We start from the raw sequence: 22,644 nt of genomic DNA on the forward strand, positions 1-22,644 counted from the left end.
GGTTCTGATCTTCCGGCCGGCTCGCGGCACCAGCGGCACGCGAGCCGGCCGGCCCGAGCCCGCTCGCGATCTCCTGGCTCCGACGCACCGGCCCTGCCCCGAGCGCCGCACCCGCGGAGGGAGGAAGGTCCCGCGGGGCAGGGACCAGCGGCCCTGCCCCCGACGTCGCGCAGACGGTCGGATAGGGGCAGGAGCAGAAGGAGGAGTCATGACCGGACCCGTCATCGTCGGCACAGACGGCTCGCGCGCCGCGGCCGCCGCCGTGGAGTGGGCCGCGGGCGACGCGGCGCGCAGGGGCCTGCCGTTGCGGGTCGTCCACGCGGTGGACCGCCTGCCGTACGAGATCGCGCGCTATCCCATCCCCGTGGAGGACCAGCTCGACCGGGCCGGCCGGCGGATCCTGGAGGAGGCCGAGCAGGCCGTACGGGAGACCCACCCGGCCGTCCGCGTCACCCCCGCCCTGATCGAGGGCGACCCGTCCCGTGTGCTGCGCCAGGAGGCCGCGAACGCCGCGGAGATCGTGATCGGCAGCAGGGGACACGGCGGATTCGCCGGCATGCTGCTCGGATCGGTCGGCATGCACGTCGCCGGGCAGGTCGACGTCCCCGTCGTCGTGGTGCGTCCCGGGGTGTCGGCGCCCCACGGGCTGGTCGTCGTCGGCGTCGACGGCTCCGCCGAGGCCGACGCCGCCCTGACCTACGCGTACGAGCAGGCACGGCTGCGCGAGTGCCGCCTGCTCGCGCTGTACGCCTGGCAGCTTCCGGTGCACTCCTTCGCGCCCGAGATCGCCTATGACCTCGACGAGGTGCGCACGGCGCAGGAGGACTACGTGGCGGACGCGCTGCGCACCCACCGGGAGCGGAACCCGGGCGTCCCCGCCGAGACGCGGGCCGTCTGCGCGCACCCGGTCACCGCGCTGGTGGAGGCCGGGGAGAAGGCCGATCTGCTCGTCGTGGGGTCGCGGGGGCGTGGCGCCGTCGGCGCGGCGGTGCTCGGCTCGGTGAGCCGCGCGGTCCTGCACCACGCGCACTGCCCCGTCGCGGTGGTACGGGTTCCCCGGCCGTCCGCCGAGGACGTGTGAGCCGCAGGTTGAGAGTTCACGAAGGTCCGGCTGCGAATTTCCCGAAAAAGCCTCACAGGGAAGTTCAATGAAACACTCGAAGGAGGAAATCCGCCGAGAAAGGGACCTCGTGTGACCGAGAACGACGTCATCGAATTCGTGACCGGCCTGCCGGGCGTCGTCGCCTTCACCGCCGGCGAGGACAACGGCGCCCCGCGGGCGGCGTGGGGAGACACCTTCTTCTACTACGACCCCGACGACCTGCCCTCGAACCGGCAGATGCCGTTCGCCACGATCGTCGTCACGGATTACGAGGGGTTCGACACCGCCTCCGACCTGAACCGGCCCGGTGTCTTCCGGGTCAACATCGGGGTCGGCCGCGCCGTGTTCGAGGAAGTGCTCGGCTATCCGCCTGCCGCGCACGCCGGCCGTCACGAGGCGGTGGACTATCGCGCGCTCGACCGGATCCTGCCGCATCCGGTCTACGCCGCCCAGTCCTGGATCTGCGTGCTCAACCCCGGCGACGCCACGGCCGATCGGATGCGTACCCTCCTGACGGGCGCGCATGCCCGTGCGGCCGCCCGCCACAGGAAGGGTGAGCACACCACCCGCACGTGACAAGGCGGGTGTTAGCGTGACCCCGCAGATGTGATCTTCGAGGAGGGTTCATGTCGGTTCTCGTCGCGTTCAGCGTCACGCCGATCGGCGCCGGTGAGGATGTCGGCGAGGCGGTGGCGGAGGCGGTGCGCGTGGTCCGCGCGTCCGGGCTGCCCAACCGCACGGACGCCATGTTCACCACCGTCGAGGGGGAGACCTGGGACGAGGTGCTCGGCGTCGTCAAGGACGCGGTCGCCGCCGTCGAGGCCCGCTGCTCCCGCGTCAGCCTGGTGCTCAAGGCCGACGCCCGGGCCGGGCAGGGCAGGCTCGACGCCAAGGTCGCCTCCGTCGAACGCCACCTCGCCGAGCGCTCGTCCTGACCACGGCCCGGACGTGCGACGGCGCGTACGCCGGGGGAGTTCGTCAGCGCGTCGTCAGGTCGTCCGTCAGGGGGAAGCGGCCAGGGCGGCCTTCAGCGCCGCCCGGCACAGGCGGTCGGCGGCGCGCGTCGTCTCGGGGAGCCGGTGACGGGGGGTCAGAGCGAGGACGTCGTGGCAGGCGGTCTCCAGGTCGACGCGGTGGCCGACGGAGACGAAGACCGGCTTGACGCCGTCCCGGGTGCGCAGCACGCGACCGACCACCTCGCCGTCCAGGAGCAGTTCGCTCCACGCGCCGCGCTCCCGGCCGGGCTGCTCGAAGGAGCCGACGAAGGCCGTCTTGCCGACGCCGATCGTGGGCAGGCCGGTGAGCACCCCGAGGTGGCAGGCGAGGCCGAACCGCCGCGGGTGCGCCAGGCCGTACCCGTCGCACACGAGCAGGTCGGGAGTGACGGTGAGCCGCTCCAGCGCCTCGACGAGGCTGGGCAGTTCGCGGAAGGCGAGCAGTCCGGGCACGTAGTCGAAGGCGCGCCGTCCCGGCACCGTCACCTGCTCGACCACGTCCAGGCTCGCCCCGTCGAGCACCACGACCGCGGCGGCCAGCAGGTCGTCGGCGTAGGCCACGTCCACCCCCGCGACCAGGGCGGGGTCACGGGGACCTGGACCGGTCAGGTCCAGCCGGGGCCGCAGGGCGTCCTGGATCGCCTCCGCCTCCTCGGCGGTGGCCGGAGCGGTGATGGGACAGACCTCCATGCGGAGACGATAGACGCCATCGGCGACCGTGCGGGCGCCCGGTTCACGTGACGTGAGCGGGTCTTCGCGCGGGTGCGGGTCGCCTCCCGCGCCCGAGGGTGACCGCGTCGGGCCCCTCGCGCGCCCGGTCGTCGCCCACGCCCCGGCTCATCGCGGGCAGACGGGAGTGATCAGCCCTTCGTCGGTGTGGGGGCGCCGGCTTCCGAAGCGGCGGCCGCTCCGGCATCGTGATCGGCCGCGGCCCGCCGGGCCCGCAGCAGTGGAACGGCGGGGGCGAGCGCGGCGACGGTGGCGAGTGCCGCGGGAGCGACGCCGCCCAGCTCGGCCAGCCGCTCCGCGGGCCACTCCAGGAGGTCCGCCCCACCGTCGGCCACGGTGGTGAGGACGACAAGCAGGGCGCCCGTCCGCCCGAGCAGCCGGTGTGGCGTGACGGCCTGCCGGTGGCTGAGCAGGGCGACGGCGGCGATCACCGTCCCGGCGGCGGGGACGGCGCTTCCGAGGACGTACCAGATCCGCCCCGGTCCGGTTCCGGACAAGGCGAGCAGCAGGGTGAACGGCGCGCTCGCGAGCAGCGCCCACCACGCCAGGCGGAAGGTCCCGAGCCTGCGGTGCAGCAGCACGGCGAGCAGCGCCCCGATGACGGACGGGCCGTGAACCCGCGCGATCCTCAGCCACCAGGGAAAGCCGGTCTGCGTCCCGCTCAGGCCGTTGAGGGCGGTCTCCCACGCCGCGCCCGCCGCCGCGTCGACGATCCCGGCGAACAGGGCCGACAGCACCAGATAGAGGGCGATCGCCCGCAGCGCCGGATGCCGGGCCGTGAAACGAATCGCCTCCGCCGTCTCCCGCCACAGTCCCGTTCTGGGCGGCGGCGACCTCTCCGCGGCGCGGACGCCGCGGAACAGCGCCGCCGCCGCGGCCAACGCCAGGCCGATGGAGAACAGGAACGCCCAACCCCACCACAGGACCCGCGCCAGCGTCACCGGCACGACGACGATCTGCGGCAGCAGGATCAGCAGGGCGTTCGCCGGAAGCAGGCGCTCACGCCGTACGACGGAGGGCAGGTACGCGTCCGCGCCGAGCCCCGTCACCATCGTCAGGACACCGGACGCCGTGATGACCACGAGGAGGTGAGGCAAGGCGGATGTCCCGGCGGCCCCGGCCGCCGCGACGGACGTGACCACCGCCGCTCCCAGCAGCGCGGACACCACCAGGACGGACCGGCGTCGCGTCCGGTCGATCAGCACTCCGAGCGGCAGCGCCAGCACGAGGATCGCCACCGGCACCACGTTCCGGTCGACCATGACGAGGATCTTCAACGAGAGTCCCCGGTCGGCGGTCCACAGCGCCGGTTCGGCCAGCGGGAGGCAGACACAGACGACGGCGGCGGCGAGCGCGAAGAGCGCGAACCGCCGTCGAGCCGGGCTGGGGGAGGTCATCCGGTGATCTTCGCCGCCACCGCCCGGTGCACGCAAATCCGCCCCCGGCCCGCGTCGAGCGTCGTGGATCCGAGAGAGCCCGGAGGGCCGTGCAGCCGGCCCCCGAGGCCCGGCCCGTGCCCGGCGGAGGGGCGTCTCCCGCTCCGATCAGGTTCTTGCCGCCTCAGTAGCCCCGCGCCGGATCGATCAGGCCCAGCAGCGGTTCGCCCCGCAGGTAGCGGGCGACGTTCTCGCGCACCCGCTCGGCGAGGCTCTCGGTGAGGCGGGCCTGCGGGTTGGCGCTGTGCGAGGTGATCAGCACGTTCGGCTCGGTCCACAGGCCGTGCCCGTCGGGCAGCGGCTCGGGGTCGGTGACGTCGAGGGCGGCGCCGCCGATCTCGCCGGCGCGCAGCGCGGCGAGCAGGGCGCCGGTGTCGACGAGCTCACCCCGGGCCACGTTGACCACCCACGCGTGCGGGCCCAGGGCGCGCAGTTCGTCCCGCCCGACCATCCGGTACGTCTCCGGGGTGGCGGGCGCGGCGAGGATGACGTGGTCGGCCCGCGACCAGACGGCGGGCAGGCCCTCGAACGGCACGGTCTCGGCCGCGCCCTCGACGGGCTCGCCCGAGCGGTTGACCGCGAGGACGCTCGCGCCGAGGGCGCGCAGCATGGGGATGACCGCCCTGCCGATCCCGCCCGCGCCGACGACGGCCACCGTGCTTGCGCGCAGCGTGCCGGGCTGGTCGCGCTGCCACGTGCGGCGCCGGGCGGCGGCGTGCAGCCGGTGCACCCCGGCCAGCAGCAGGGCGAGGGCGTGCTCGGCGACCTGCGGGGCGTAGGCCCCCGCCGCCGAGCACCACACGCGCGTGGAGTCGACGAGCCCCTCCCGCGTCCAGCGTTCCACACCCGCGGAGGGCAGCTGGACCCAGCGCACGCTCGGTGTCAGGTAATCGCGCACGCCCTCCGGCCGCGAGTCGGTCCAGACCAGCGCCTCCGCCCGGCGGGGATCGCCGACGACCTCGCCGCCGGCGGCGCGAACCGACTCGACGATCAGCGGCGGGTCCGCAGGGGCCACGCAGACGGTGAGCACGCGCCTGGTCCTTCCTGGTCGCGCCGGGCGCCTCCACTGCCGCGGCTTTCCATCACAACAGTACGGTCCGCCCGCTTTCGCCGATCACCGGCCCGGCTCATCGCGATCAGCGCGGCCGGGGCCGCCCGGACGCGGCCGCCAGGCGCTCAGCCGGCCTTGGTGGGATGCAAGACCACCTTGGTCCAGCCCTGTTCCCGCGCGTCGAAGTGCTGATACGCCCCGGGCGCCTCGTCGAGATCCAGCTCGTGCGAGACGATCCAGGACGGCCGGGCCCCGGCCTCGTGGATGAGGGCGCACAGCTGGCGGTTGTAGTTCTTGACGTTGCACTGGCCGGTGCTCATCGTCTGTCCCTTGGACCAGAAGGTCCCGTAGTCGATGGCGACCTTGCCCCCCTTGGAGAGGGTGTCCCCGCCGCCGGGGTCGCGGGGGACGAAAAGCCCGACGACGGCGATGTTCCCCGTGAACTTCACCGATCTGACCAGGTTGTTGAGTGTCATGTTGGGACGCTCCGCACCCTCCGGGTCGTGCGCCTGGAAACCCACGCACTCGCAACCCCGGTCGGCGCCCATCCCCTGAGTGAGCTCCAGGACCTCGTCCACCGGGCAGGACCGGGAGTCGTCGATCGCGATCGCGCCGATCTGTTCCGCCTTCTCGAGACGGTCCGGATGGTGGTCGATGACCATGACGCCGCTCGCGTTCCTGAGCACGGCGGAGTAGGCGGCCATCAGTCCGACCGGGCCCGCGCCGTAGACCACGACGGTGTCGCCGGGCTGCACGCAGGCGAGCATGGTCGCGTGCCAGCCGGTGGGCCAGACGTCGGCCAGCATGACGTAGTCGGTCTGCCTCTCGTGCGCGTCCTCCGGCAGGATCAGGCAGTTGAAGTCGCCGTACGGCACGCGCAGCAGCTCGGCCTGGCCGCCGTTGTACGGGCCCATGTCGGCGTAGCCGTACGCGGCGCCGGCCAGGCCCGGCTCGGGGTTGGTGGTCAGGCAGAAGGCCGTCAGGCCCCGCTCGCAGTTGGCGCAGAAGCCGCAGGAGATGTTGAACGGCATGCACACCATGTCGCCGACCTTGACCCGGTCGACGGCGTCCCCGATCTCGACGACCTCGCCGAGGTTCTCGTGCCCGAGCACCCGGCCCGGCGCGAAGCTGGTCCTGCCCTCGTACATGTGCAGGTCGGATCCGCAGATGTTGGACGTGGTGACGCGGACGAGCACGTCGGTGTGCCGCTCGATCCGGGCGTCCGGCACAGTGGTGACGCTGACCTGTCGGGGGCCTTCGTAGACCACTGCTCTCATGACTGTCCTCAGCAAACCCGATCGTGACGGCGGACGCGTGTATTGGCGACGCAGCACGCCGCACTCCGCCTCCGGCGACGGCGGCCCGGCGCCGGTGCGTCCCGGGCCCACGTGCTCGCGCTGTACCGGTCTGAAGGGCGTACCCCTGTAATTGGGGCGAAAACCGGTCCGCCCGTGTGACGGCCCGCTTCAGCCGTCCGGCCGCCGGAGGGGGAGCCGGGCGGCGAGCACGAAGCCGCCCTCCGGGGTCGGCCCGGAGACGAACCGGCCCTGCGCGAGGCAGACGCGCTCCCGGATTCCGGCCAGCCCGTACCCGCCGCCGAGGGAGGGCGCCGCCCTGACCGTCTTCCCACCGGCATGGGCGGGGTGCGGCGTGTCGATCACGGAGACGGCCACCTGGTCGCCGGTGACCTCGCAGGTGACCTGCACGCGGGAGTCCGGCGCGTGCTTGCGCACGTTGTTGAGTCCCTCCTGCACCAGGCGATAACAGGCGTGCGAGACCTGCCTGGGCAGCCCTCCCGGGGGCACGTCGAGGTGGAGATCGATCTGGAGTCCGCCGGCCTGGGCCTCGCCGACCAGCCGAACGATGGCCTCGCTGCCTTCGGCGAGATCCCCGTCCTCACGCCGGAGCACGGTGAGCAGCTCACGCAGCTCGCCGAGCGCCTGCACGCCCTTGTCCTCGATGGCCGCCGTCAGGTCGCGGATCTCGCCCGGCTCGGTGGTGTCACGGGCCATGCCCGCGTTGAGCACCATGGCGGTGACCGCATGGGTGACGGTGTCGTGCATCTCCCTGGCGATCTTGCGGCGCTCCTCGGAGGCGGCGATCTCCTCGCGTTCGCGTACGCCGACACGCAGATCCCGGATCAGCCGCCGATAGGCGTGCACCCAGGTGCCGACCACCGCGGGCAGGTAGATGAGGGTCAGCGCGCGCACGATGTTCAAGTAGACCGAGTGGTCGGTGTGGGGGTTCACGTAGTCGACGGCGAAGTAGATGACCGTCATGGCCAGGGCGACGTACTGCCACCGGCGCACCCGATGCTCGGCCGTCATGGAGAAGACGGCGAGGATCATCGGCACGACCTGCCCGGTAGCGCAGGCGCACGCGGCTGAGGCGACGATCGCGGGCCAGGGGGTGCGGCGCCGCACCAGCATGGTCGCCGCGGTGATCACTCCTATCGCGATCTCGAGCCCGCCCGGCGTGCTGCCCCAGAGGGAGAAGCTGTAGCCGGTGAGCGTGGTGGGGATGGTGAACGCGATGACGGCCGCCGCGAGCGCCGCGTCGACGAACCAGGTGCGATGCCTGATTGATACCCATTTGCGCCACATACTGCAAGTCTGCGAGATTCACTTTGCGACCATCACGCCGGCATCGTTCTCGCCGGCGGTGCCGGCGACGGCTCCGCTTCGGAATCCGCGGCCGCCGGGAACGGAGGCCCGGCTCCTGCCGGAATCCCAGGTGGCATTCATGGGAAACTTTTTCCTTCGCGGCCCGCGGCACGGCTTGACGCAATCAAATGAACAATCATTTAATTTCGGCATGGGGCGGATCGCGGGCGTCACCGCCGCCGAGACGCGTGAGCGGCTGTTGAGTGCCGCCGCCGACGTCTTCGCGAGCCGTGGCTACGACGGCACTCGTGTGGCCGACATCGCCGCCGCGGCCGGGGTGAGCAACGGCGCCCTGTACGCGCACTTCGGCTCGAAGGCCGAGCTGATCGTGGCCGCGCTGCGCGCCCACGGGCCGCGACTGCTGGCCGACCTGCTGGCCGCCGACCCGAGCAGGCCGGTCGCGGACCTGCTCCTGGCCGTCGGCCGCAAGCTTCCGCGCAGTCGTGACGCCCGCGGTTCCCTGATCGTCGAGGCGCTGGTCGCGGCACGGCGTGACGAGGACGTCGCCCGGCCGATGCGGGACTACGTCGGCGAGCGGGCGGACTGGCTCTCCGGGCTCGTCCGCGCCGCCCAGGACGCCGGACAGATCGACCCCGCGTTGTCGCCCGGCGCGCTCGCCCAGTTCTGCCTCCTGCTCTCGATGGGCAGCGCGCTCGTGCCGAGGGACCTGCACGCGGTCGGCGACGAGGAGTGGAGCGCCCTGCTCACCCGGCTCGTCGCCGCACTCGCCCCGACCCGACCTCACTCCGCGAAGGGGAACACCACAGTGAGAGTTCAGATCGACCCCGAGCGCTGCCAGGGACATGGCCGCTGCTACGACCTCGCCCCCACGCTGTTCACGGAGGACGACGAGGGCTACGGACAGGTCGCCGGCGACGGCGTGGTGCCGCCGGGCGAGGAGCGCGCGGCGCGCGTCGCGGCCTCCAACTGCCCCGAGCGGGCGGTCGCCGTCGTCGAGGAGGCCTGAGATGACCGTCGACGACCGTTTCATCCGCGACTTCCGGGACAGCGAGGAGCCGCCTGCCGGCACCCGCAACGAGATCGTCACCGGGCCGGTCTCGGACTGGGCGACGGACTTCTCTCACCACGAGCCCGAGTGGGCCGCCGATCCGTACCCGATCCAGGACGACCTGCGGGGGCGCTGCCCGATCGCGCACACCGGGAGGTACGGCGGCGGGTGGCTGCCGACGCGATACGAGGACGTCGCCGCGGTCGCGTACGACACCGAGCGTTTCTCCTCCCGGTCGATCATCATGAGCAACTACCGGCCGCCCAAGGACATCGCGCCGGTGGGATCCGTACCGCCGATCTCCTCCGACCCGCCGTTCCACCACGACGCGCGCAAGCTGCTGCTTCCGGCGTTCACGAAGAAGGCGGTCGCGAGGCGGGAGGAGGCGACGAGGGCGTTCTGCCACTCGCTTATCGACACGCTGGAGGGACTCGAGGTCGTCGACGCCGCGCGTGATTACGCGCAGCACATCCCGATGCGGGTGATCGCCGACATGCTGGGCTTCCCGCCGGAGGACGGGACGCGGTTCCGCAAATTCGTCGAGACCGCGCTGGAGAGCGTCAACCTGCCTCCGGAGGAGCGGCTGGCGCTCATGGAGGAGCTGTTCGGCTACCTGTACGCCCAGATCCGTGACCATGTCGCCAACCCCCGCGACGACCTCACGACCTATCTGGTCGACGCGGAGCTGTACGGCCGCAAGCTGGAGCCGACGCACGTGGCCGGCACCATCGCCCTGCTGCTCATCGCCGGAATCGACACGACGTGGAGCGCGATCGGCGCCTCGTTGTGGCACCTGGCGAAGACCCCGGCCGACCGCGAGCGCCTGGTGGCCGAGCCCGAGCTGCTGCCGACCGCCATGGAGGAGTTCCTGCGGGCGTACGCGCCCGTCACGATGGCCCGGCTGGTCAAGGAGGACATGCACTGGCGGGGCGTCGACATGAGGGCCGACGACTGGATCCTGCTGTCGTTCCCCGCGGCCAACCGCGACCCCGCGCAGTTCGACCGGGCCGACGAGGTGATCATCGATCGTGAGGTCAACCGGCACGTGGCGTTCGGGCTCGGCATCCACCGCTGCGTGGGTTCGCATCTGGCCCGCATGGAGCTGCGGGTCGCCCTGGAGGTCTGGCTGGAGCGGATCCCCGTGTTCGGCCTCGCCGACCCCTCGGCGGTGACCTGGGCCCCCGGCCAGGTGCGGGGACCGCGTACGCTCCCGCTCCGCATCGGCTGACCGCCCCGCGGGGTCCCCGCCCGGGGGTGATCACGCCCCCGGGCGGAGACGCGCCGCGTCGGCGTACGCCGCGAGCGTGCGGCGGGCGGTACGCGCCCAGCTGTAGCGCTCCCGCACGTACGCCGCGCCCCGCAGCGCGAGCCGGTCCGCCTCCCCGGCGTCGCCGAGGACACCCAGCAGGGCCGCAGCCAGCTCGCCGGGATCGTCGCGCGCGCAGCGGACGGCGCCGTCGCCGACGACCTCGGGCGAGTAGCCGGGCCCGACGACCACCGGGCTGGCGAGCGCCATCGCCTCGACGGCGACCAGACCGAACGGCTCGTACACCGAGGGGAAGACGCAGACGTCGGCGGCCAGGAAGTGCGCGAACACCTCGTCCGGGGCGAGGAAGCGGTTTTCGGCGACCACGTGCCCGGAGGTCCGCGTCCGCTCGATCAGCCGGGCCACCGCCACGGCGTCGCCGGACTGCGGCGCCTGGGCGCCGACGAGCACGAACCGCGCGTCACCGTGCTCGGAGACGACCCGTGGCACCGCCCGGATCAGCGTCCGGACTCCCTTGTGCGGCGACGGCCGCCCGGCGAACACGACGAGCCGGCCCTGGCCGCCGGGCAGGTAGCGCCGCCGCACCTCCGCACGGATCCGGTCGCGCTGGTCGTCCGGCAGCGCGCAAAGCCGCAGCAGGCCGGGCTCCTCGAAGCCGTGCGGCACGACGAGCAGCCGGTCCCGCGGCCAGCCGCGGGCGGCGAGGTCGTCGCGCATGCGGACGCTCGGCACCAGGATCAGCCGCGCCATCCTCGCCTGAGCCGTCTCCAGCAGGTCGAGCAGGACGGCGTACGCCGAACGACGCGGCGCCGGCCCATCACCCGCGGGGGCGTTCAGCTCGCGGGTGTGCACGTGGAACACGACCGGCAGCCGTCCCAGCACCCGGCACACGATTCCGGCCGCGCAGCCCATCCAGTCGTGCACGGCGACGACCGCGCCGGTCCGTCCCGCCTCGGCTCTCAGGATCCGGGCGGCCGCCCGCACGTTGAACACGAACAGTCCGGCGACCCTCAGCAGCCGACGTACGCCCGGCGGGAGGACCGATCCTCCACCGAGGCCGGGGGTGGGCAGCCGGTGCAGTGTGACGTCACCCAGGCGTTCCGTCCCGGGCGCCCGGCCGCCGCGGGGTGCGGCGCCGAAGACCACGACCGGCACCCCGGCGTCTCGTAGCGCGCCCGTCATCCTTTCGGTGTACCTGCCGAGGCCGCCGACCACGTCGGGCGGGACCTCCGAGCAGACGGTGTAGACCCGGACGCCGGGGGAGGGGTGATCAGCGGTGGGCACGGGCGGGAACCTAGTCCCTCACGCCGCGCGTCGCCAGGACATTCGCCGAAAACGTGATCGCCTGTAGTCTCGGCGCGTGCGGCACCAATCACCGGACGGCGGTGCGGGCCTGCGCCGGCATCTGCCGGCCGGCGGGACCCTGCCCGGCCACCGGCTGCGGTTCGGCTCCGGCGCGGCGGGCGTCGAGCGGCTCGAGGCGTCGCTCGTCGGCGAGGGGTTCGCCACCCACCGCCACGACACGTACGCGATCGGGATGACGCTGCGGGGCGTGCAGACGTTCCGCTACCGCGGTGAGCCGCGGCACTGCCTGCCCGGGGAGTGGCACGTCCTGCACCCCGACGAACCGCATGACGGCGTGGCGGGCACCGACGAGGGGTTCGGCTACCGGATCATCTACCTCGCCCCCTCCCTCGTCCAGGAGGCGCTGGGCGGGGCGCCGCTGCCGTTCGTCGCCGACCCCGTGATCGGCCGGCGCGACGCGGACCCCGCGCTCGCCACGTGGCTGCGGGACATCGACGAGCCGCTGGACGAGGTCGACCGGCTGACGCTCACGCTGCGGGTGGTCCGCACGCTCGTGCGGCACTCCTCCGTACGGAGCTCCTCCACGGGAAGCTCCACGCGGCCGGGCGGGCGGGCTCCGCTGGCTCTGGAGGCGCTGGCCCGCGTGCGCGACCTGATCGCCGGCGACCCGGCGGTGAGGCACACGCTCGCGGAGTTCGAGCAGGTCTCGGGCCTGGACCGATGGACGCTCGCGCGTCAGTTCCGCGCCGCGTTCGGCACCAGCCCGACCCGCTTCCGCACGATGCGGCAGCTCGACCTGGCCCGTCGGCTGCTGCGCGGCGGGGCGCCCCTGGCCGTGGCGGCCCAGCTCGCCGGCTTCGCCGACCAGGCGCACATGTCACGCATGTTCAAGCGGGCCTACGGCCTCACGCCCGCCCGGTGGACCGCCGCGCTCGCCTGAGCCGCCCGACGTGGTCAGCCGCGGTAGCACTCGGCCAGGGCGGTGAAGGCCGCCTTGGGTTCCCAGAGCATGTCCGGGTAGGTGTCGCCGTGGCCCCTGTCGAGGACCTTCACGATGCCGGGGCTCGCCAGGTCGAGGTCCGCGGTGGGATCGCCGCCGGGGCGGTGCGGGAAGTTGCCGAGCGCGAAGAGGAAGACGAAGGCGCTGTCGACGCCCGCGGCGTCGAAGGTCTCCAGCAGCTCACGGAGGTAGGCGGCCTGACCGGCCTCGTCACGCTCGTAGACGCCGTCCAGCCGGATCGGGACGCCGTCCTCGGCGTACTCGACGATCTCCATGCAGCGGCCGCCCCGGTCGCCCGCGCCGCGGTAGGCGGCGGTGCCGAACTCGGTGATCGCGACCGGTTTTCCCTGCGCGACGAGGGCGCGGACGCCTTCGCCGAACCGATCGGCGATCTCTGCCGACCGGTAGAGATCGACGCCGACGATGTCGAAGGGCGCCCAGTCGACGCGCTCCAGCGGGATGGCGGCGTAGGTGATTCTGCCGCCGAACCGTTCGCGCACGACCGCCACGGCGCGGCCGAGGAAGTCGTTGACCCGTGCGGGCAGCTCACCGATCAGCTCCCGCAGGCGGTCCGGGTCCCGCTGGTGCAGCAGCGGCCCGAGACGGTCGTCCAGGGTGTCGCCGGGCAGGAACCCCTTGTTCATCAGGCTCAGCTCGGCCCCGGCGACGAACACGACCTCGGCTCCGCGCAATCGGATCCGCTCGGCCCGCTCGGCGCAGTCGGCGAACAGCGACAGCGTCTCCTCGGGGGTCAGTTCGAGCGGGTAGGGCGAGAACCAGACTTCCAGGCCGAGGCCGGCGGCGTAGGCCGAGGCCAGCTCCAGCCGCTCGGGGTCGCCGCCGATGACACGGACGGCGGAGCAGTGCAAATCATCACGGATGATGGTCAGTTCGCGCCTCACCGCGTCAGGGTCGAAGCGGTCACGGGAGATCTCTCCGTCGCGGACGAAGCCGGTGTCGTAGCTGATGCCCTTGGCTCGCATGGGTCTGGCCCTCCCTGTCGGATCCGGGAGGCTCAGACTTGTACAAAAAGTGCGTGCACGCAAGTTTGCGCTCACGCAAAGGATCTGGAACGGTGGGACGGTGACGGCACGACAGACGGGGTTGCGTGAGCAGAAGAAGCAGGCCACCCGGCAGGCGTCGCGCTGCTGTCGATCCCCGCTCGGCCCGCGCCGCGCGACGCGTTCGTCGACGCCGCCGCCGCGATCGAACGGGGCGGATCGATCAGAGTCCGCCGTCGACGTTCAGCACGGCGCCGGTGACGTAGGAGGCCCGGTCCGACAGCAGCCACGCGACCGCCTCGGCGATCTCCTCCGGCCTGCCGGGGCGCCCCATCGGGATCCGGGCGGCCACCCGCTGCGCCCGTCCGGGCTCCCCGGCGCGGGCGTGGATCGTCGTGTCGATCGTCCCCGGCGAGACGGCGTTGACCCGGATGCCCGCCGGGGCGAGCTCCCGGGCCAGGCCCACCGTCAACGTCTCGACCGCCGCCTTGGTCGCGGCGTACGCGACGTACTCGTGCGGTGAGCCGGTGCGCGACGCGACCGAGGAGACGTTGACGATGACAGGCCCGGTCGCCGTCGCCGTCGCCGTCGCCGTGCGCCCGGTCCAGCGCCGCGCCGCCTCCCGGCACAGCCGCACCGGAGCCATCAGGTTCACCTCGACGACCCGCCGCAGGTCGGCGTCGGTCAGGTCGGCGAACGGCCCGATCCTGCCGGTCACGCCCGCGTTGTTCACCAGGCCGGTCACCTCGCCGACGGACTCGGCCAGCTCGAACAGCCTCTCCGGCGCGTCCTCGCCGGTCACGTCGAGCCGTACGCCGCGGACGAGGGCGCCGGAGCGGCCGAGCTCGCCCTCCAGCGCCTTGGCGTCGGCGTCGGAGTCCGAGTGCGTGAAGACGACGCCGAACCCGTCCGCGCACAGGCGCCGCACCGTGCTCCGGCCGATCCCGCGCGTTCCTCCGGTGACGACGACGACCGGGCGAGAGGTCATTCGCAGGTCCCTTCCTTGTTCGTCCTGGCCTCGATCGCGTGGACGACGGCGGCCATGTCCAGGTCGGCGTGGCCCAGTGCGAGGGTCTCGCCGAACAGAGCGTGACAGACGTCCAGCAGCGGCGAGGCGATGCCCGCCCGCCGCGCGGCCTCGGCGATGAGCCGGTTGTTCTTCAGCACGTCGGCGATGGCGGCCTGGGCGGCGAAGTCGCGCCCGGCCAGCTTGGTCGCCTTCACCCGCGAGACGTCGCTCGCCATCTGACCAGAGTTGAGCACGTCGACGAGCAGCCCGACATCGAGGCCCTGACGCTCGCCGAAGTGCAGCGACTCCGCGAGGCCGGTGACCGTCGTGATCAGGAGGATGTTGACGGCGAGCTTCATCAGCAGCCCCTTGGGCGCGGTCCCGCACACCACCGTCTTGGCGCACATCGGCGAAAGCAGCGGGCGGACCTCCTCCACGGCGTCCGGCCGGCCGGCCAGCATCGCGACCAGCCGCCCCTGCTCGGCGGGCACCCGGGAGCCCGAGACGGGCGCCTCGACGTAGCGGCCCCCGGCCGCGAGCACGTCGGCCTCCAGCGCGGCCGAGTAGGCGGGGGAGGTCGTGCCCATGTGGACGACGACCCGGTCCGCGACGGTGCCGGCGAAGGCGGGCGTGCCGCGCTCCAGCACCGCGTCGATCGCGGCCTCGTCGGCCAGCATGAGGATCACCACCCGCGCCCGCCGGAACACCTCGGCCGCGCTTGCGGCCACCCGCGCGCCCGCGGCGCGCAGCGGCCCGCTCCTGGCGGCCGTGCGGTTCCACACCACCAGCGGCGTCCCCGCGCGGGCCAGGTTGAGCGCCATGGGCTGTCCCATGATGCCGAGCCCGACGAAGCCCACATCCATTCGTTCGCCTCCGCGCACACGTTCTCGTGCCGCCCTGGCGGCACGCCGGGGACCGTTGTAGCCGATGGCGTGATGGCGGTCTTGAACGATTGTGCCCGGCCGGGCTCCCCGTCGCCCGGGCGGGCACATCGGGGTCTGCCGGAGTTCAGGTGGCACGGAACCCGGCGGCCGGGAGCCGGTTGATGGCCTGGCCGGTCGCGGCGTCGTCGCTAGAGCGCAGAGCCGCTGGCATCGCGACCACGTGCGTCTCCATCGCCGGCGCTCAAGACGTCTCGCGAAATCCCTCACATGCGAGCCTGCCCCGATCGCGGTCGGTTATCGCAAACGCTCACAGTGGTGAAGGCGGGTCGACTTGTGGTCGCGTCGTGATCGCGGATAGTTATTCGCCGACTACTCATAGTGAGGACGGCAAGTTGAACCGCACGCCACGCCCCCAGGCGGCCCGCCTCGCCGGCCGGGCCAAGGCCGTACCGACGGCAACCCTCGCCGGGGCCCTCATGATCCCCCTGCTCACGGCGACCCAGGCGCAGGCGGTCGCCGACGCCACCCTGCGCAACGCGGATCAGGCCGCCGTCGCGCCCTGCGTCCGGCAAGGGCAGGCGAACTATCCGGTGGAGTACTACTGGAAGAACATGGTCGGCTGGCGGCTGGGCAACGGGTCCATCTCGGTCACCACTTCACCCGGCCTGTGGGGCGGGCAGATCGCACCGGGCAGCACCTTCACCCTCAGACTGAGGCACCACACGGCGCAGTGGCCGGCCCTGGTCCGCACCTACACCACCATGTGGGACCTGTCGTCCCTGCTGGCCGGCGCCACCGTCGTCGGGCCGGTCAGCAACGGCACCCTCAGCGGCAACACCCTGAGCGTCCGGTCGCCGGGCACCAAGACCGACCCGGGACCGACGGTCATCACCTTCCGCGTCAACCCCGGCACCGTCGGGCGCAGCATGACCATCCGGCCGAGCGGCATCAGCAGCGTCATCGCCTTCCCGGGCCAGCTCGGCGACAACACCGCCGCCCCGCCCATCCGGATCGTCAGCGGAAGTTCCATCTCGCCTGCCAACGCCGCCGACGACACCGCCTCCACCACGGAGAACACGGCCGTCACCGTGCCCGTGCTGGCAAACGACACCGGGACGTCACCGACGATCAGCGGTGTCACCCAGCCGGCCTACGGCAAAGTGACCATCTCGGGCGACAAGCTGATCTACACCCCGGACAAGGATCGCGCCGGCACCGACACCTTCACCTACACCATCGACACCGCCTGCGGCACCAGCACCGCCACCGTCACCGTCGCCGTGGTCTGCACCCGGGCGCCCGTCAACCTGGTGAACGGCAGCTTCGAGACACCTGCCGTGGCCCGCTACGACTGGAACATCCCCGACGCCTCCACCAACCCGGGCGTCGGCTGGCACACCACCGCCTCCGACCGCAAGCTGGAGTTCTGGAACAGCGCCAGTGGGGTCCCGGCCGCCGACGGCGGGCAGTTCGCGGAACTCAACGCCAACGAGCGCTCCACGCTCTACCAGGACGTCCCCACCGTTCCGGGGACCGTGATGACATGGTCGCTGTATCACCGGGGCCGGGCGGGAACCGACGTGATGCAGGTCCTCATCGGCGCGCCGGGGGCCACCACCGCGCAGACCCCCGACGGGGCCGCCTCCCCTGACATCTCCGACGGCGACACCGCCTGGGGTCACTACACCGGCACCTATGTCGTGCCCGCGGGGCAGACCGTCACCCGCTTCGCCTTCGAATCGGTGTCGGCTGCCGGCGGGAACCCGGCGGTCGGCAACTTCCTCGACGGCGTCGTCTTCAAGACGCCGTCCTGTCTGCCCATGTCCGGCGACGCGACGTCCAAGAACGGGAACTGACGCACACGGTCATCGGTCAGTCCCGCGGCCGGGGTGGGGGCCGGCCGCAGGCGGAGGGGCGGGGTACGCGGACACCGCCCAGTCTTCTTCACAGCCCCCTTCACGGCCGCCGTCACGAACCGGCCAGCTTGCGCCGGCGCAGCCCCTCATAGACGAGGGTGCCGGCGGCCACGAGGGCGACCACGCCACCGTAGACCAGTGAGGTTCCCCGCAGGCCCTGCGTGGTGATGGCCACCCCGGCGATCAACGCCGGGATACTGAAGGCCAGGTAGCTGACCACGTAGATCGCCGAGATCAGCGCGGCTCGCTCATGCGGTGCCGCGAGCTGGCTGACCGTCCGGAAGGCACCGAGGTAGGCCGGCCCCCACCCGACGCCGGCGACGAGCACCGCCGCGACGAAGACGGTCAGCGAGGACGACGCCACGGCGAGGATCAGCAGGAGCGTCCCGAGGAGGAGCAGCAGCGTTCCCTCACGCTGCAGGCGCTCCGGTGCGCGCTTCCTGAGCAGCACGGACGCCAGCGCCGAGACTGCGGCGAGCGCTCCGAGCGTGAGGCCGACCGCCGCGTGGTCGTGCTCGTCGAACACCGCGGCGAGCAGCGAGGCCCCGACGGAGAAAATCAGTCCGCCGAGCATCCAGGTGGAGATCATGACGGGGGCCGCGCGCAGGAACGCACGCCTGGCCGGTGCGGGGACGAGCACCTTCGGCCGTAGCGCGGCGGCGGCGCCGGGGGTCCGAGCGACGGTCTCGGGAAGCACCGCCGTCGCGACGGCGAGGCCGATGAACGCCGCGGTGAGAACCACGAAGATCAGCCGGGTCGGGTGCGGTGCGTACTGGATCAACACACCGCTCCCGATTGTGCCGATGCTCAAGCCTCCGGTAGTGGCTGCGCCGTTGACGAGCGATCCCAGCCGCGAGCCGTCGGCGGGTTGCAGGTCGAGCAGGTACGCGCCGACCACACCGACAGCGGCGCCGGTCGCGAGGCCCTGGATGACGCGGGCGGCGAAGAGGGCGGTGACGCCGTGCGCGTCGAGGAAGACGGCCATCGCGGCCGCTTCGGTGACCAGCGCCGCGGCGAGGACCGGACGGCGGCCGAGGAAGTCGGAGAGCCGTCCGACCGTGAGCAGGCTGACCAGCAGCGCGAGCACGTAGACGGCGAAGATCGCCGTCAGCGTGAGGGCGCTGAAGCCGAACTCGGCCTGGTACACGGGATAGAGGGGGCTCGGCGCGCTCGAGGCGGACAGCAGGATGGCGGTGGTGCCCGCCACCAGCCAGAAGGCGGCGGAGCGCGGCAGCGCCGCGAGCCTGCGACGTCTCACCGCCGGGGTGTCGAGGGCGTGCTGTCGTTCGTGCAAGCGACTTGTCATCGTGGCTCCAACCGGCTTACCGTTCGAGATGTATCGAACGGTTGCAACCGCTTGGCCCCGCATTTAGTTCCAAAAATTTCGAAATGTTCGTACGGTCGGGACGTGTGTGCTTCCTCACTCAGAGGCTGAATCGGCAGAGCTCGCACATGGTTCGTTCCACGACCCTCGGGCCCGCTGGGGTGAGCATTTTTGCCATCCGTAATGTGCCGTTCGTCGGGTGGCTGTCCGAACGCGTTACAGATAAGCGGCATGACCTCCCTTGAGAGAAGAACGCTCCTTCGCGCGGGCATCGTGCTCGGTGGCGGCCTCGCCGTGCCGCCCGTGCTGGGGGCCGTGCCGGCGCGCGCCACGGCGCCCGCGTACGTCGTCTCCGGCCGGCCCGAGCTCGGCCACGGCGTGCAGAGCGGCGACGCGACGATGGACTCGGCGGTTGTCTGGGGCCGGGCGGATCGGCCGGGGCGGCTCGTCGTCGAGTACGGCATCCGTCCGGACCTGCGCAACGCCGAGACCATCCGGGGACCCTGGCTCACTCCGGACACCGATCTGACCGGACGGGTGCGCCTGGGTGGACTGCCCGCGGGCCGGCGGATCCACTACCGCGTGCGAGTCGAGAACGAGCGCGGCGCGGCCGGCAAGCCCGTGAGCGGATCGCTGGTCACCGCGCCGAGGGAGAACCAGCGCGCCGATGTGCGATTCGTCTGGTCCGGGGACATCGTCGGCCAGGGCTGGGGGATCAACCCGGACATCGGCGGCATGACCATCTTCGAGGAGATGCGCCGCCTGGGCCCGGACTTCTTCCTGTGCAGCGGCGACACCGTCTACTCCGACGGCCCGCTCGCCGAGACCGTGACGCTGCCGGACGGCCGGGTCTGGCGCAACGTCACGACCCCGGAGAAGTCCAAGGTCGCGGAGACGCTCGCCGAGTATCGCGGGCAGTTCGCGTACAACCTGCTGGACGCCAACTATCGTGCGCTCGCCGCCGAGGTGGCGCAGATCAACCAGTGGGACGACCACGAGGTCCGCAACAACTGGTACCCCGGCCAGATCCTCGACGACGCCCGCTACACCGAGAAGAACGTCGACGTGCTCGCCGCCCGCGCCCGGCAGGCCTTCCACGAGTGGGTGCCGATCGGCGACGACCGGGTCTACCGCACGCTGTCCTATGGCCGCCACCTGGACGTCTTCGTCCTGGACATGCGGACCCACAAGGACCCCAACGACGACAACCGCTACGCCGACCCGCGCCGTGGCCTGCTCGGCGACCGGCAGCGGCGCTGGCTGATCGACGGCCTGAGCGGGAGCCGCGCGACCTGGAAGGTCATCGCGGCCGACCTGCCGCTCGGCCTCGTGGTCCCCGACGGGGCCACGGCGCAGGAGGGAGTGGCCCAGGGCGACGCGGGCGCACCGCTCGGGCGCGAGCTGGAGTTCGCCGAGGTGCTGCGCACGGCTCAGCGGCGCGGCGTAAGCGGGATCGTGTTCGTCACCGCCGACGTGCACTACACCGCCGCGCACCACTATGACCCCGCGCGCGCGGCTTTCACGGACTTCGACCCGTTCTGGGAGTTCGTATCCGGTCCGCTCAACGCCGGAGCGTTCGGGCCCAACGTGCTCGACGGCACGTTCGGGCCCCGCGCCGAGTTCGTGCACGCGCCGCCGCAGGCGAACGCGTCCCCGATGGAGGGCTTCCAGCACTTCGGCGAGATCGAGATCGACGGCCCGAGCGGCGACCTGACGGTACGGCTGCGCGACGCCCGTTCCGCGGTGCTGTGGAGCACGACACTCCGCCCCGAGCGCGGACCGAAGCAGAGCCGGGGATAAGGGCACGGCCCTCACGACAGCAGTTCGTTGAACTTGTCGCGGGCCACCGTGGCGAGGGTGCCCACCTTGTGCGGCTGGCCGCGCAGGAACGCCTCGGTGAAGTGCTTGGCCTGCTCGTACTTGACCTTGCCGGGCATGGGCGGCTCGTTCGGGTTGACGTCGCAGTCCACCAGGGCGGGCCCGTCGTGCGCCAGGGCCTCGCGGACGGCGCCCGGCAGGTCCTTCGGGTCCTTGATCTTCGCGCCGTACGCGCCGCAGGCGCGGGCCCAGGCGGAGAAGTCGGCCTCGGGCTGCCGGTGCCGCACGGCGTACTCGGGGTAGCCGAGGATGATCTGCTCCCACAGGATCTGCCCGTAGCTGTTGTTGTTGTTGATCACGACCTTGACGGGCAGGTCGTGCCGCACGGCGGTGAGGAAGTCGGCCATGAGCATGGCGAATCCCCCGTCGCCCACGAAGGCGATCACCTGACGGCCGGGAAAGGCGTGCTGCATCCCGATGGCGTACGGCAGGCCCGGGGCCATCGTGGCGAGGTTGCCCGACAGGTAGAACTCCCGCCCGCCGCGGATCGTCCAGTGCCGCGCGGCCCACGTCGCGATGGTCCCGGAGTCGCAGGTGAGGACGGCGTCGTCGGAGGCCGCCTCGTCGACGCAGCCCATGAGGTACTGCGGCGCGACGGGCTCGCGCGAGGGGTCCTGCAGCGCCTTCATGTCCTCCCGCCAGCTGTCCATCCTGTGCTGGTACTTCTCCAGGAACGACCGGTCCTTCGCCGGTTCGAGCATCGGCAGCAGCGCCTGCAACGCCAGTTTGGCGTCGGCGGCGACCGGGGCCTGGGTGGGCCGGCGGATGCCGAGCAGGGTCGGATCGGTGTCGATCTGTACCACCCGGGCCTGGCCGTCGGGCGGCAGGTACTTCCCGTACGGGAAGGACGTGCCGATCATGATCAGCGTGTCGCACTCCTCCATGAGCTCCTCGCTCGGCGCGGTGCCGAGCAGGCCGAGCCCGCCGGTGGTGAGCGGGTGGTCGTCGGGCACGACGAACTTCCCGGGGAGGGTCTTGACGATCGGGCTGGCCAGCGTGTCCGCCACGGCCAGCACCTCCTCGCGGGCGTGCCGCGCGCCGACGCCGACGAGCATGGCGATCTTCCGGCCCTGCCGCAGCACCTCGGCCGCCCTGGTCAAGTCCTCCTCGACCGGCCGCAGCGGCGGGAGGGAGCAGGTCGTCAGGCTCGCGGGCGGGGTACCGGGACCGATGTGCCGGTAGGGGTCCTCGCTCGCGGGCGCCACCTGGATGTCGTTGGGGAAGGTCAGGTGCGACACCGTCCGCTTGGTCAGCGCGTTGCGCACCGCCAGGTCCACCACGCCGGGCATCTGCTGCGGATTGGTGATCATCAGGTTGTAGGCGGCGAGGTCCTGGTAGAGGCGGTCGAGGTGCACCTCCTGCTGGTAGTGGGTCCCCAGCACCGAGGTCTCCTGCATGCCGGTCAGGGCCAGCACGGGCACGTGATCGAGCTTGGCGTCGTACAGGCCGTTCAGCAAATGGATGGCGCCCGGCCCCGAGGTCGCGGCGCACACCCCGAGGCGGCCGGTCGCCTTCGCGTAGCCGGTCGCCATGAACGCGGCCGCCTCCTCGTGGTGCACCAGGATGAACCGCAGCTTCTCCCGGTGCCGGCGGAAGCCCTCCATCAGGCCGTTGATCCCGTCACCCGGGAGCCCGAAGATCGTGTCGACCCCCCACTCCACCAGCCGCCGGGCCAGACTCTCACCCACGATCTCGGTCATCTGCGCCTCCTCTCAACGGCCCCGCACTCCGCGTCCCCCGGGCGCGGATCTATGACCGCACCGCCAGCCGAGGGCGTACGCGGCGACCAGGGCGGCGGCGACGGCGAGCGGCTTCGGCGACGACATGACCGACTTGGCCTGCTTGAGGGCGCCCTTCGGGTCGGCCACGGCGCCCGCGACGCTGCCGATCGCCGACGCCAGGGTGTCGCCCGCGTTCTTCACCGCGTTGCTCTGCACGTTCATCATCGACTCCGGCATGGAACGACCCACGGCGTCCGAACGACCCACGGCATCCGGACGGCTCGCCCGGTGGGCCCTTCCCGCCCGCCATACGCGTAAACGAAAGCCCAGGTCACAGCGGCTTTGTGTGGAGCA

The 22,644-nt window shown here is 72.2% G+C and carries 20 protein-coding genes; 8 read left to right on the plus strand and 12 right to left on the minus strand.

Annotated features, from left to right (window positions below; genetic code table 11):
- The first annotated feature begins 208 nt into the window (after positions 1-208).
- The 3 genes from AB0O28_RS34870 to AB0O28_RS34880 all read left to right on the plus strand — a co-directional run bounded on the left by AB0O28_RS34870 (position 209) and on the right by AB0O28_RS34880 (position 2,037).
- The gene (locus tag AB0O28_RS34870) at positions 209-1,081 is read left to right on the plus strand and encodes a universal stress protein (protein ID WP_363646840.1); all 873 of its coding nucleotides are present in this window, start codon (positions 209-211) and stop codon (positions 1,079-1,081) included.
- 111 nt (positions 1,082-1,192) lie between these two features.
- Positions 1,193-1,678 carry a DUF6194 family protein gene (locus AB0O28_RS34875; RefSeq protein ID WP_363646841.1) on the plus strand — a complete coding sequence of 162 codons (486 nt, stop codon included), beginning with the start codon at positions 1,193-1,195 and terminating at the stop codon, positions 1,676-1,678.
- A gap of 50 nt (positions 1,679-1,728) precedes the next feature.
- Positions 1,729-2,037, plus strand: a complete 309-nt coding sequence (locus tag AB0O28_RS34880) for a thiamine-binding protein (RefSeq protein WP_363646842.1) — start codon at positions 1,729-1,731, stop codon at positions 2,035-2,037.
- Between the two features lie 66 nt (positions 2,038-2,103).
- Here the strand turns inward: AB0O28_RS34880 and AB0O28_RS34885 are convergent, their stop codons facing one another.
- The 5 genes from AB0O28_RS34885 to AB0O28_RS34905 all read right to left on the minus strand — a co-directional run bounded on the left by AB0O28_RS34885 (position 2,104) and on the right by AB0O28_RS34905 (position 7,916).
- The gene (locus AB0O28_RS34885) at positions 2,104-2,787 is read right to left on the minus strand and encodes an endonuclease V (RefSeq protein ID WP_363646843.1); all 684 of its coding nucleotides are present in this window, start codon (positions 2,785-2,787) and stop codon (positions 2,104-2,106) included.
- 170 nt (positions 2,788-2,957) lie between these two features.
- Positions 2,958-4,223, minus strand: coding sequence for a hypothetical protein (locus AB0O28_RS34890; RefSeq protein WP_363646844.1), 1,266 nt, complete (start codon positions 4,221-4,223; stop codon positions 2,958-2,960).
- A gap of 163 nt (positions 4,224-4,386) precedes the next feature.
- Positions 4,387-5,292: a D-isomer specific 2-hydroxyacid dehydrogenase family protein gene (locus tag AB0O28_RS34895; protein ID WP_363646845.1), complete on the minus strand. Its 906-nt coding sequence runs from the start codon at positions 5,290-5,292 to the stop codon at positions 4,387-4,389.
- Positions 5,293-5,438: 146 nt separating this feature from the next.
- Positions 5,439-6,590 carry a glutathione-independent formaldehyde dehydrogenase gene (locus AB0O28_RS34900; RefSeq protein ID WP_363646846.1) on the minus strand — a complete coding sequence of 384 codons (1,152 nt, stop codon included), beginning with the start codon at positions 6,588-6,590 and terminating at the stop codon, positions 5,439-5,441.
- 189 nt (positions 6,591-6,779) lie between these two features.
- Positions 6,780-7,916, minus strand: coding sequence for a histidine kinase (locus tag AB0O28_RS34905; RefSeq protein WP_363646847.1), 1,137 nt, complete (start codon positions 7,914-7,916; stop codon positions 6,780-6,782).
- A 211-nt stretch (positions 7,917-8,127) separates the two neighbouring features.
- On the opposite strand from AB0O28_RS34905, the gene AB0O28_RS34910 reads away from it, so the two are divergent.
- Together AB0O28_RS34910 and AB0O28_RS34915 are read left to right on the plus strand one after the other, a co-directional pair.
- Positions 8,128-8,943: a TetR family transcriptional regulator gene (locus AB0O28_RS34910; protein ID WP_363646849.1), complete on the plus strand. Its 816-nt coding sequence runs from the start codon at positions 8,128-8,130 to the stop codon at positions 8,941-8,943.
- Position 8,944: 1 nt separating this feature from the next.
- Positions 8,945-10,213 carry a cytochrome P450 gene (locus AB0O28_RS34915; RefSeq protein WP_363646850.1) on the plus strand — a complete coding sequence of 423 codons (1,269 nt, stop codon included), beginning with the start codon at positions 8,945-8,947 and terminating at the stop codon, positions 10,211-10,213.
- Between the two features lie 30 nt (positions 10,214-10,243).
- Here AB0O28_RS34915 and AB0O28_RS34920 read toward each other — a convergent pair whose 3' ends face one another.
- On the minus strand, positions 10,244-11,536 hold the full coding sequence (locus AB0O28_RS34920) for a glycosyltransferase family 4 protein (RefSeq protein WP_363646851.1): 1,293 nt from the start codon (positions 11,534-11,536) through the stop codon (positions 10,244-10,246).
- 76 nt (positions 11,537-11,612) lie between these two features.
- Here AB0O28_RS34920 and AB0O28_RS34925 point away from each other — a divergent pair, with 76 nt between their 5' ends.
- Positions 11,613-12,497 (plus strand): AraC family transcriptional regulator, encoded by an 885-nt coding sequence (locus AB0O28_RS34925; protein WP_363646852.1) that lies wholly within the window; start codon positions 11,613-11,615, stop codon positions 12,495-12,497.
- 14 nt (positions 12,498-12,511) lie between these two features.
- Here the strand turns inward: AB0O28_RS34925 and AB0O28_RS34930 are convergent, their stop codons facing one another.
- The 3 genes from AB0O28_RS34930 to AB0O28_RS34940 all read right to left on the minus strand — a co-directional run bounded on the left by AB0O28_RS34930 (position 12,512) and on the right by AB0O28_RS34940 (position 15,430).
- Positions 12,512-13,540 carry a hypothetical protein gene (locus tag AB0O28_RS34930; protein ID WP_363646853.1) on the minus strand — a complete coding sequence of 343 codons (1,029 nt, stop codon included), beginning with the start codon at positions 13,538-13,540 and terminating at the stop codon, positions 12,512-12,514.
- Positions 13,541-13,781: 241 nt separating this feature from the next.
- Positions 13,782-14,546 carry an SDR family oxidoreductase gene (locus tag AB0O28_RS34935; protein ID WP_363646854.1) on the minus strand — a complete coding sequence of 255 codons (765 nt, stop codon included), beginning with the start codon at positions 14,544-14,546 and terminating at the stop codon, positions 13,782-13,784.
- Positions 14,543-15,430, minus strand: a complete 888-nt coding sequence (locus AB0O28_RS34940) for an NAD(P)-dependent oxidoreductase (protein WP_363646855.1) — start codon at positions 15,428-15,430, stop codon at positions 14,543-14,545. Before AB0O28_RS34940 ends, AB0O28_RS34935 begins: the two co-directional genes overlap by 4 nt.
- A 413-nt stretch (positions 15,431-15,843) precedes the next feature.
- Between AB0O28_RS34940 and AB0O28_RS34945 the strand changes: the two genes are divergently transcribed.
- Entirely contained in the window at positions 15,844-17,307 is a 1,464-nt protein-coding gene (locus AB0O28_RS34945; RefSeq protein WP_363646856.1) for an Ig-like domain-containing protein, read from the plus strand.
- A 112-nt stretch (positions 17,308-17,419) separates the two neighbouring features.
- On the opposite strand, the gene AB0O28_RS34950 is transcribed toward AB0O28_RS34945, so the two are convergent.
- Positions 17,420-18,673 (minus strand): MFS transporter, encoded by a 1,254-nt coding sequence (locus AB0O28_RS34950; protein ID WP_363646857.1) that lies wholly within the window; start codon positions 18,671-18,673, stop codon positions 17,420-17,422.
- 249 nt (positions 18,674-18,922) lie between these two features.
- Here AB0O28_RS34950 and AB0O28_RS34955 point away from each other — a divergent pair, with 249 nt between their 5' ends.
- Positions 18,923-20,491 (plus strand): alkaline phosphatase D family protein, encoded by a 1,569-nt coding sequence (locus tag AB0O28_RS34955; protein ID WP_363646858.1) that lies wholly within the window; start codon positions 18,923-18,925, stop codon positions 20,489-20,491.
- An 11-nt stretch (positions 20,492-20,502) separates the two neighbouring features.
- Here AB0O28_RS34955 and AB0O28_RS34960 read toward each other — a convergent pair whose 3' ends face one another.
- Positions 20,503-22,269, minus strand: a complete 1,767-nt coding sequence (locus AB0O28_RS34960) for a thiamine pyrophosphate-dependent enzyme (protein ID WP_363646859.1) — start codon at positions 22,267-22,269, stop codon at positions 20,503-20,505.
- A 12-nt stretch (positions 22,270-22,281) separates the two neighbouring features.
- Positions 22,282-22,527, minus strand: a complete 246-nt coding sequence (locus tag AB0O28_RS34965) for a hypothetical protein (protein ID WP_363646860.1) — start codon at positions 22,525-22,527, stop codon at positions 22,282-22,284.
- Positions 22,528-22,644: the final 117 nt, after the last annotated feature.

It is taken from the genome of Microbispora sp. NPDC088329, from assembly GCF_040685655.1.
GTDB lineage: Bacteria > Actinomycetota > Actinomycetes > Streptosporangiales > Streptosporangiaceae > Microbispora.

What these genes read in the sequence shown, in the direction of transcription:
- AB0O28_RS34870 (WP_363646840.1), top strand. Translation starts at nt 209, where the DNA reads ATGACCGGACCCGTCATCGTCGGCACAGACGGCTCGCGCGCCGCGGCC.
- AB0O28_RS34880 (WP_363646842.1), top strand. Translation starts at nt 1,729, where the DNA reads ATGTCGGTTCTCGTCGCGTTCAGCGTCACGCCGATCGGCGCCGGTGAG.
- AB0O28_RS34885 (WP_363646843.1), bottom strand. Translation starts at nt 2,787, where the DNA reads ATGGAGGTCTGTCCCATCACCGCTCCGGCCACCGCCGAGGAGGCGGAG.
- AB0O28_RS34890 (WP_363646844.1), bottom strand. Translation starts at nt 4,223, where the DNA reads ATGACCTCCCCCAGCCCGGCTCGACGGCGGTTCGCGCTCTTCGCGCTC.
- AB0O28_RS34900 (WP_363646846.1), bottom strand. Translation starts at nt 6,590, where the DNA reads ATGAGAGCAGTGGTCTACGAAGGCCCCCGACAGGTCAGCGTCACCACT.
- AB0O28_RS34905 (WP_363646847.1), bottom strand. Translation starts at nt 7,916, where the DNA reads ATGTGGCGCAAATGGGTATCAATCAGGCATCGCACCTGGTTCGTCGAC.
- AB0O28_RS34910 (WP_363646849.1), top strand. Translation starts at nt 8,128, where the DNA reads ATGGGGCGGATCGCGGGCGTCACCGCCGCCGAGACGCGTGAGCGGCTG.
- AB0O28_RS34915 (WP_363646850.1), top strand. Translation starts at nt 8,945, where the DNA reads ATGACCGTCGACGACCGTTTCATCCGCGACTTCCGGGACAGCGAGGAG.
- AB0O28_RS34930 (WP_363646853.1), bottom strand. Translation starts at nt 13,540, where the DNA reads ATGCGAGCCAAGGGCATCAGCTACGACACCGGCTTCGTCCGCGACGGA.
- AB0O28_RS34935 (WP_363646854.1), bottom strand. Translation starts at nt 14,546, where the DNA reads ATGACCTCTCGCCCGGTCGTCGTCGTCACCGGAGGAACGCGCGGGATC.
- AB0O28_RS34940 (WP_363646855.1), bottom strand. Translation starts at nt 15,430, where the DNA reads ATGGATGTGGGCTTCGTCGGGCTCGGCATCATGGGACAGCCCATGGCG.
- AB0O28_RS34950 (WP_363646857.1), bottom strand. Translation starts at nt 18,673, where the DNA reads ATGACAAGTCGCTTGCACGAACGACAGCACGCCCTCGACACCCCGGCG.
- AB0O28_RS34955 (WP_363646858.1), top strand. Translation starts at nt 18,923, where the DNA reads ATGACCTCCCTTGAGAGAAGAACGCTCCTTCGCGCGGGCATCGTGCTC.
- AB0O28_RS34960 (WP_363646859.1), bottom strand. Translation starts at nt 22,269, where the DNA reads ATGACCGAGATCGTGGGTGAGAGTCTGGCCCGGCGGCTGGTGGAGTGG.
- AB0O28_RS34965 (WP_363646860.1), bottom strand. Translation starts at nt 22,527, where the DNA reads ATGCCGGAGTCGATGATGAACGTGCAGAGCAACGCGGTGAAGAACGCG.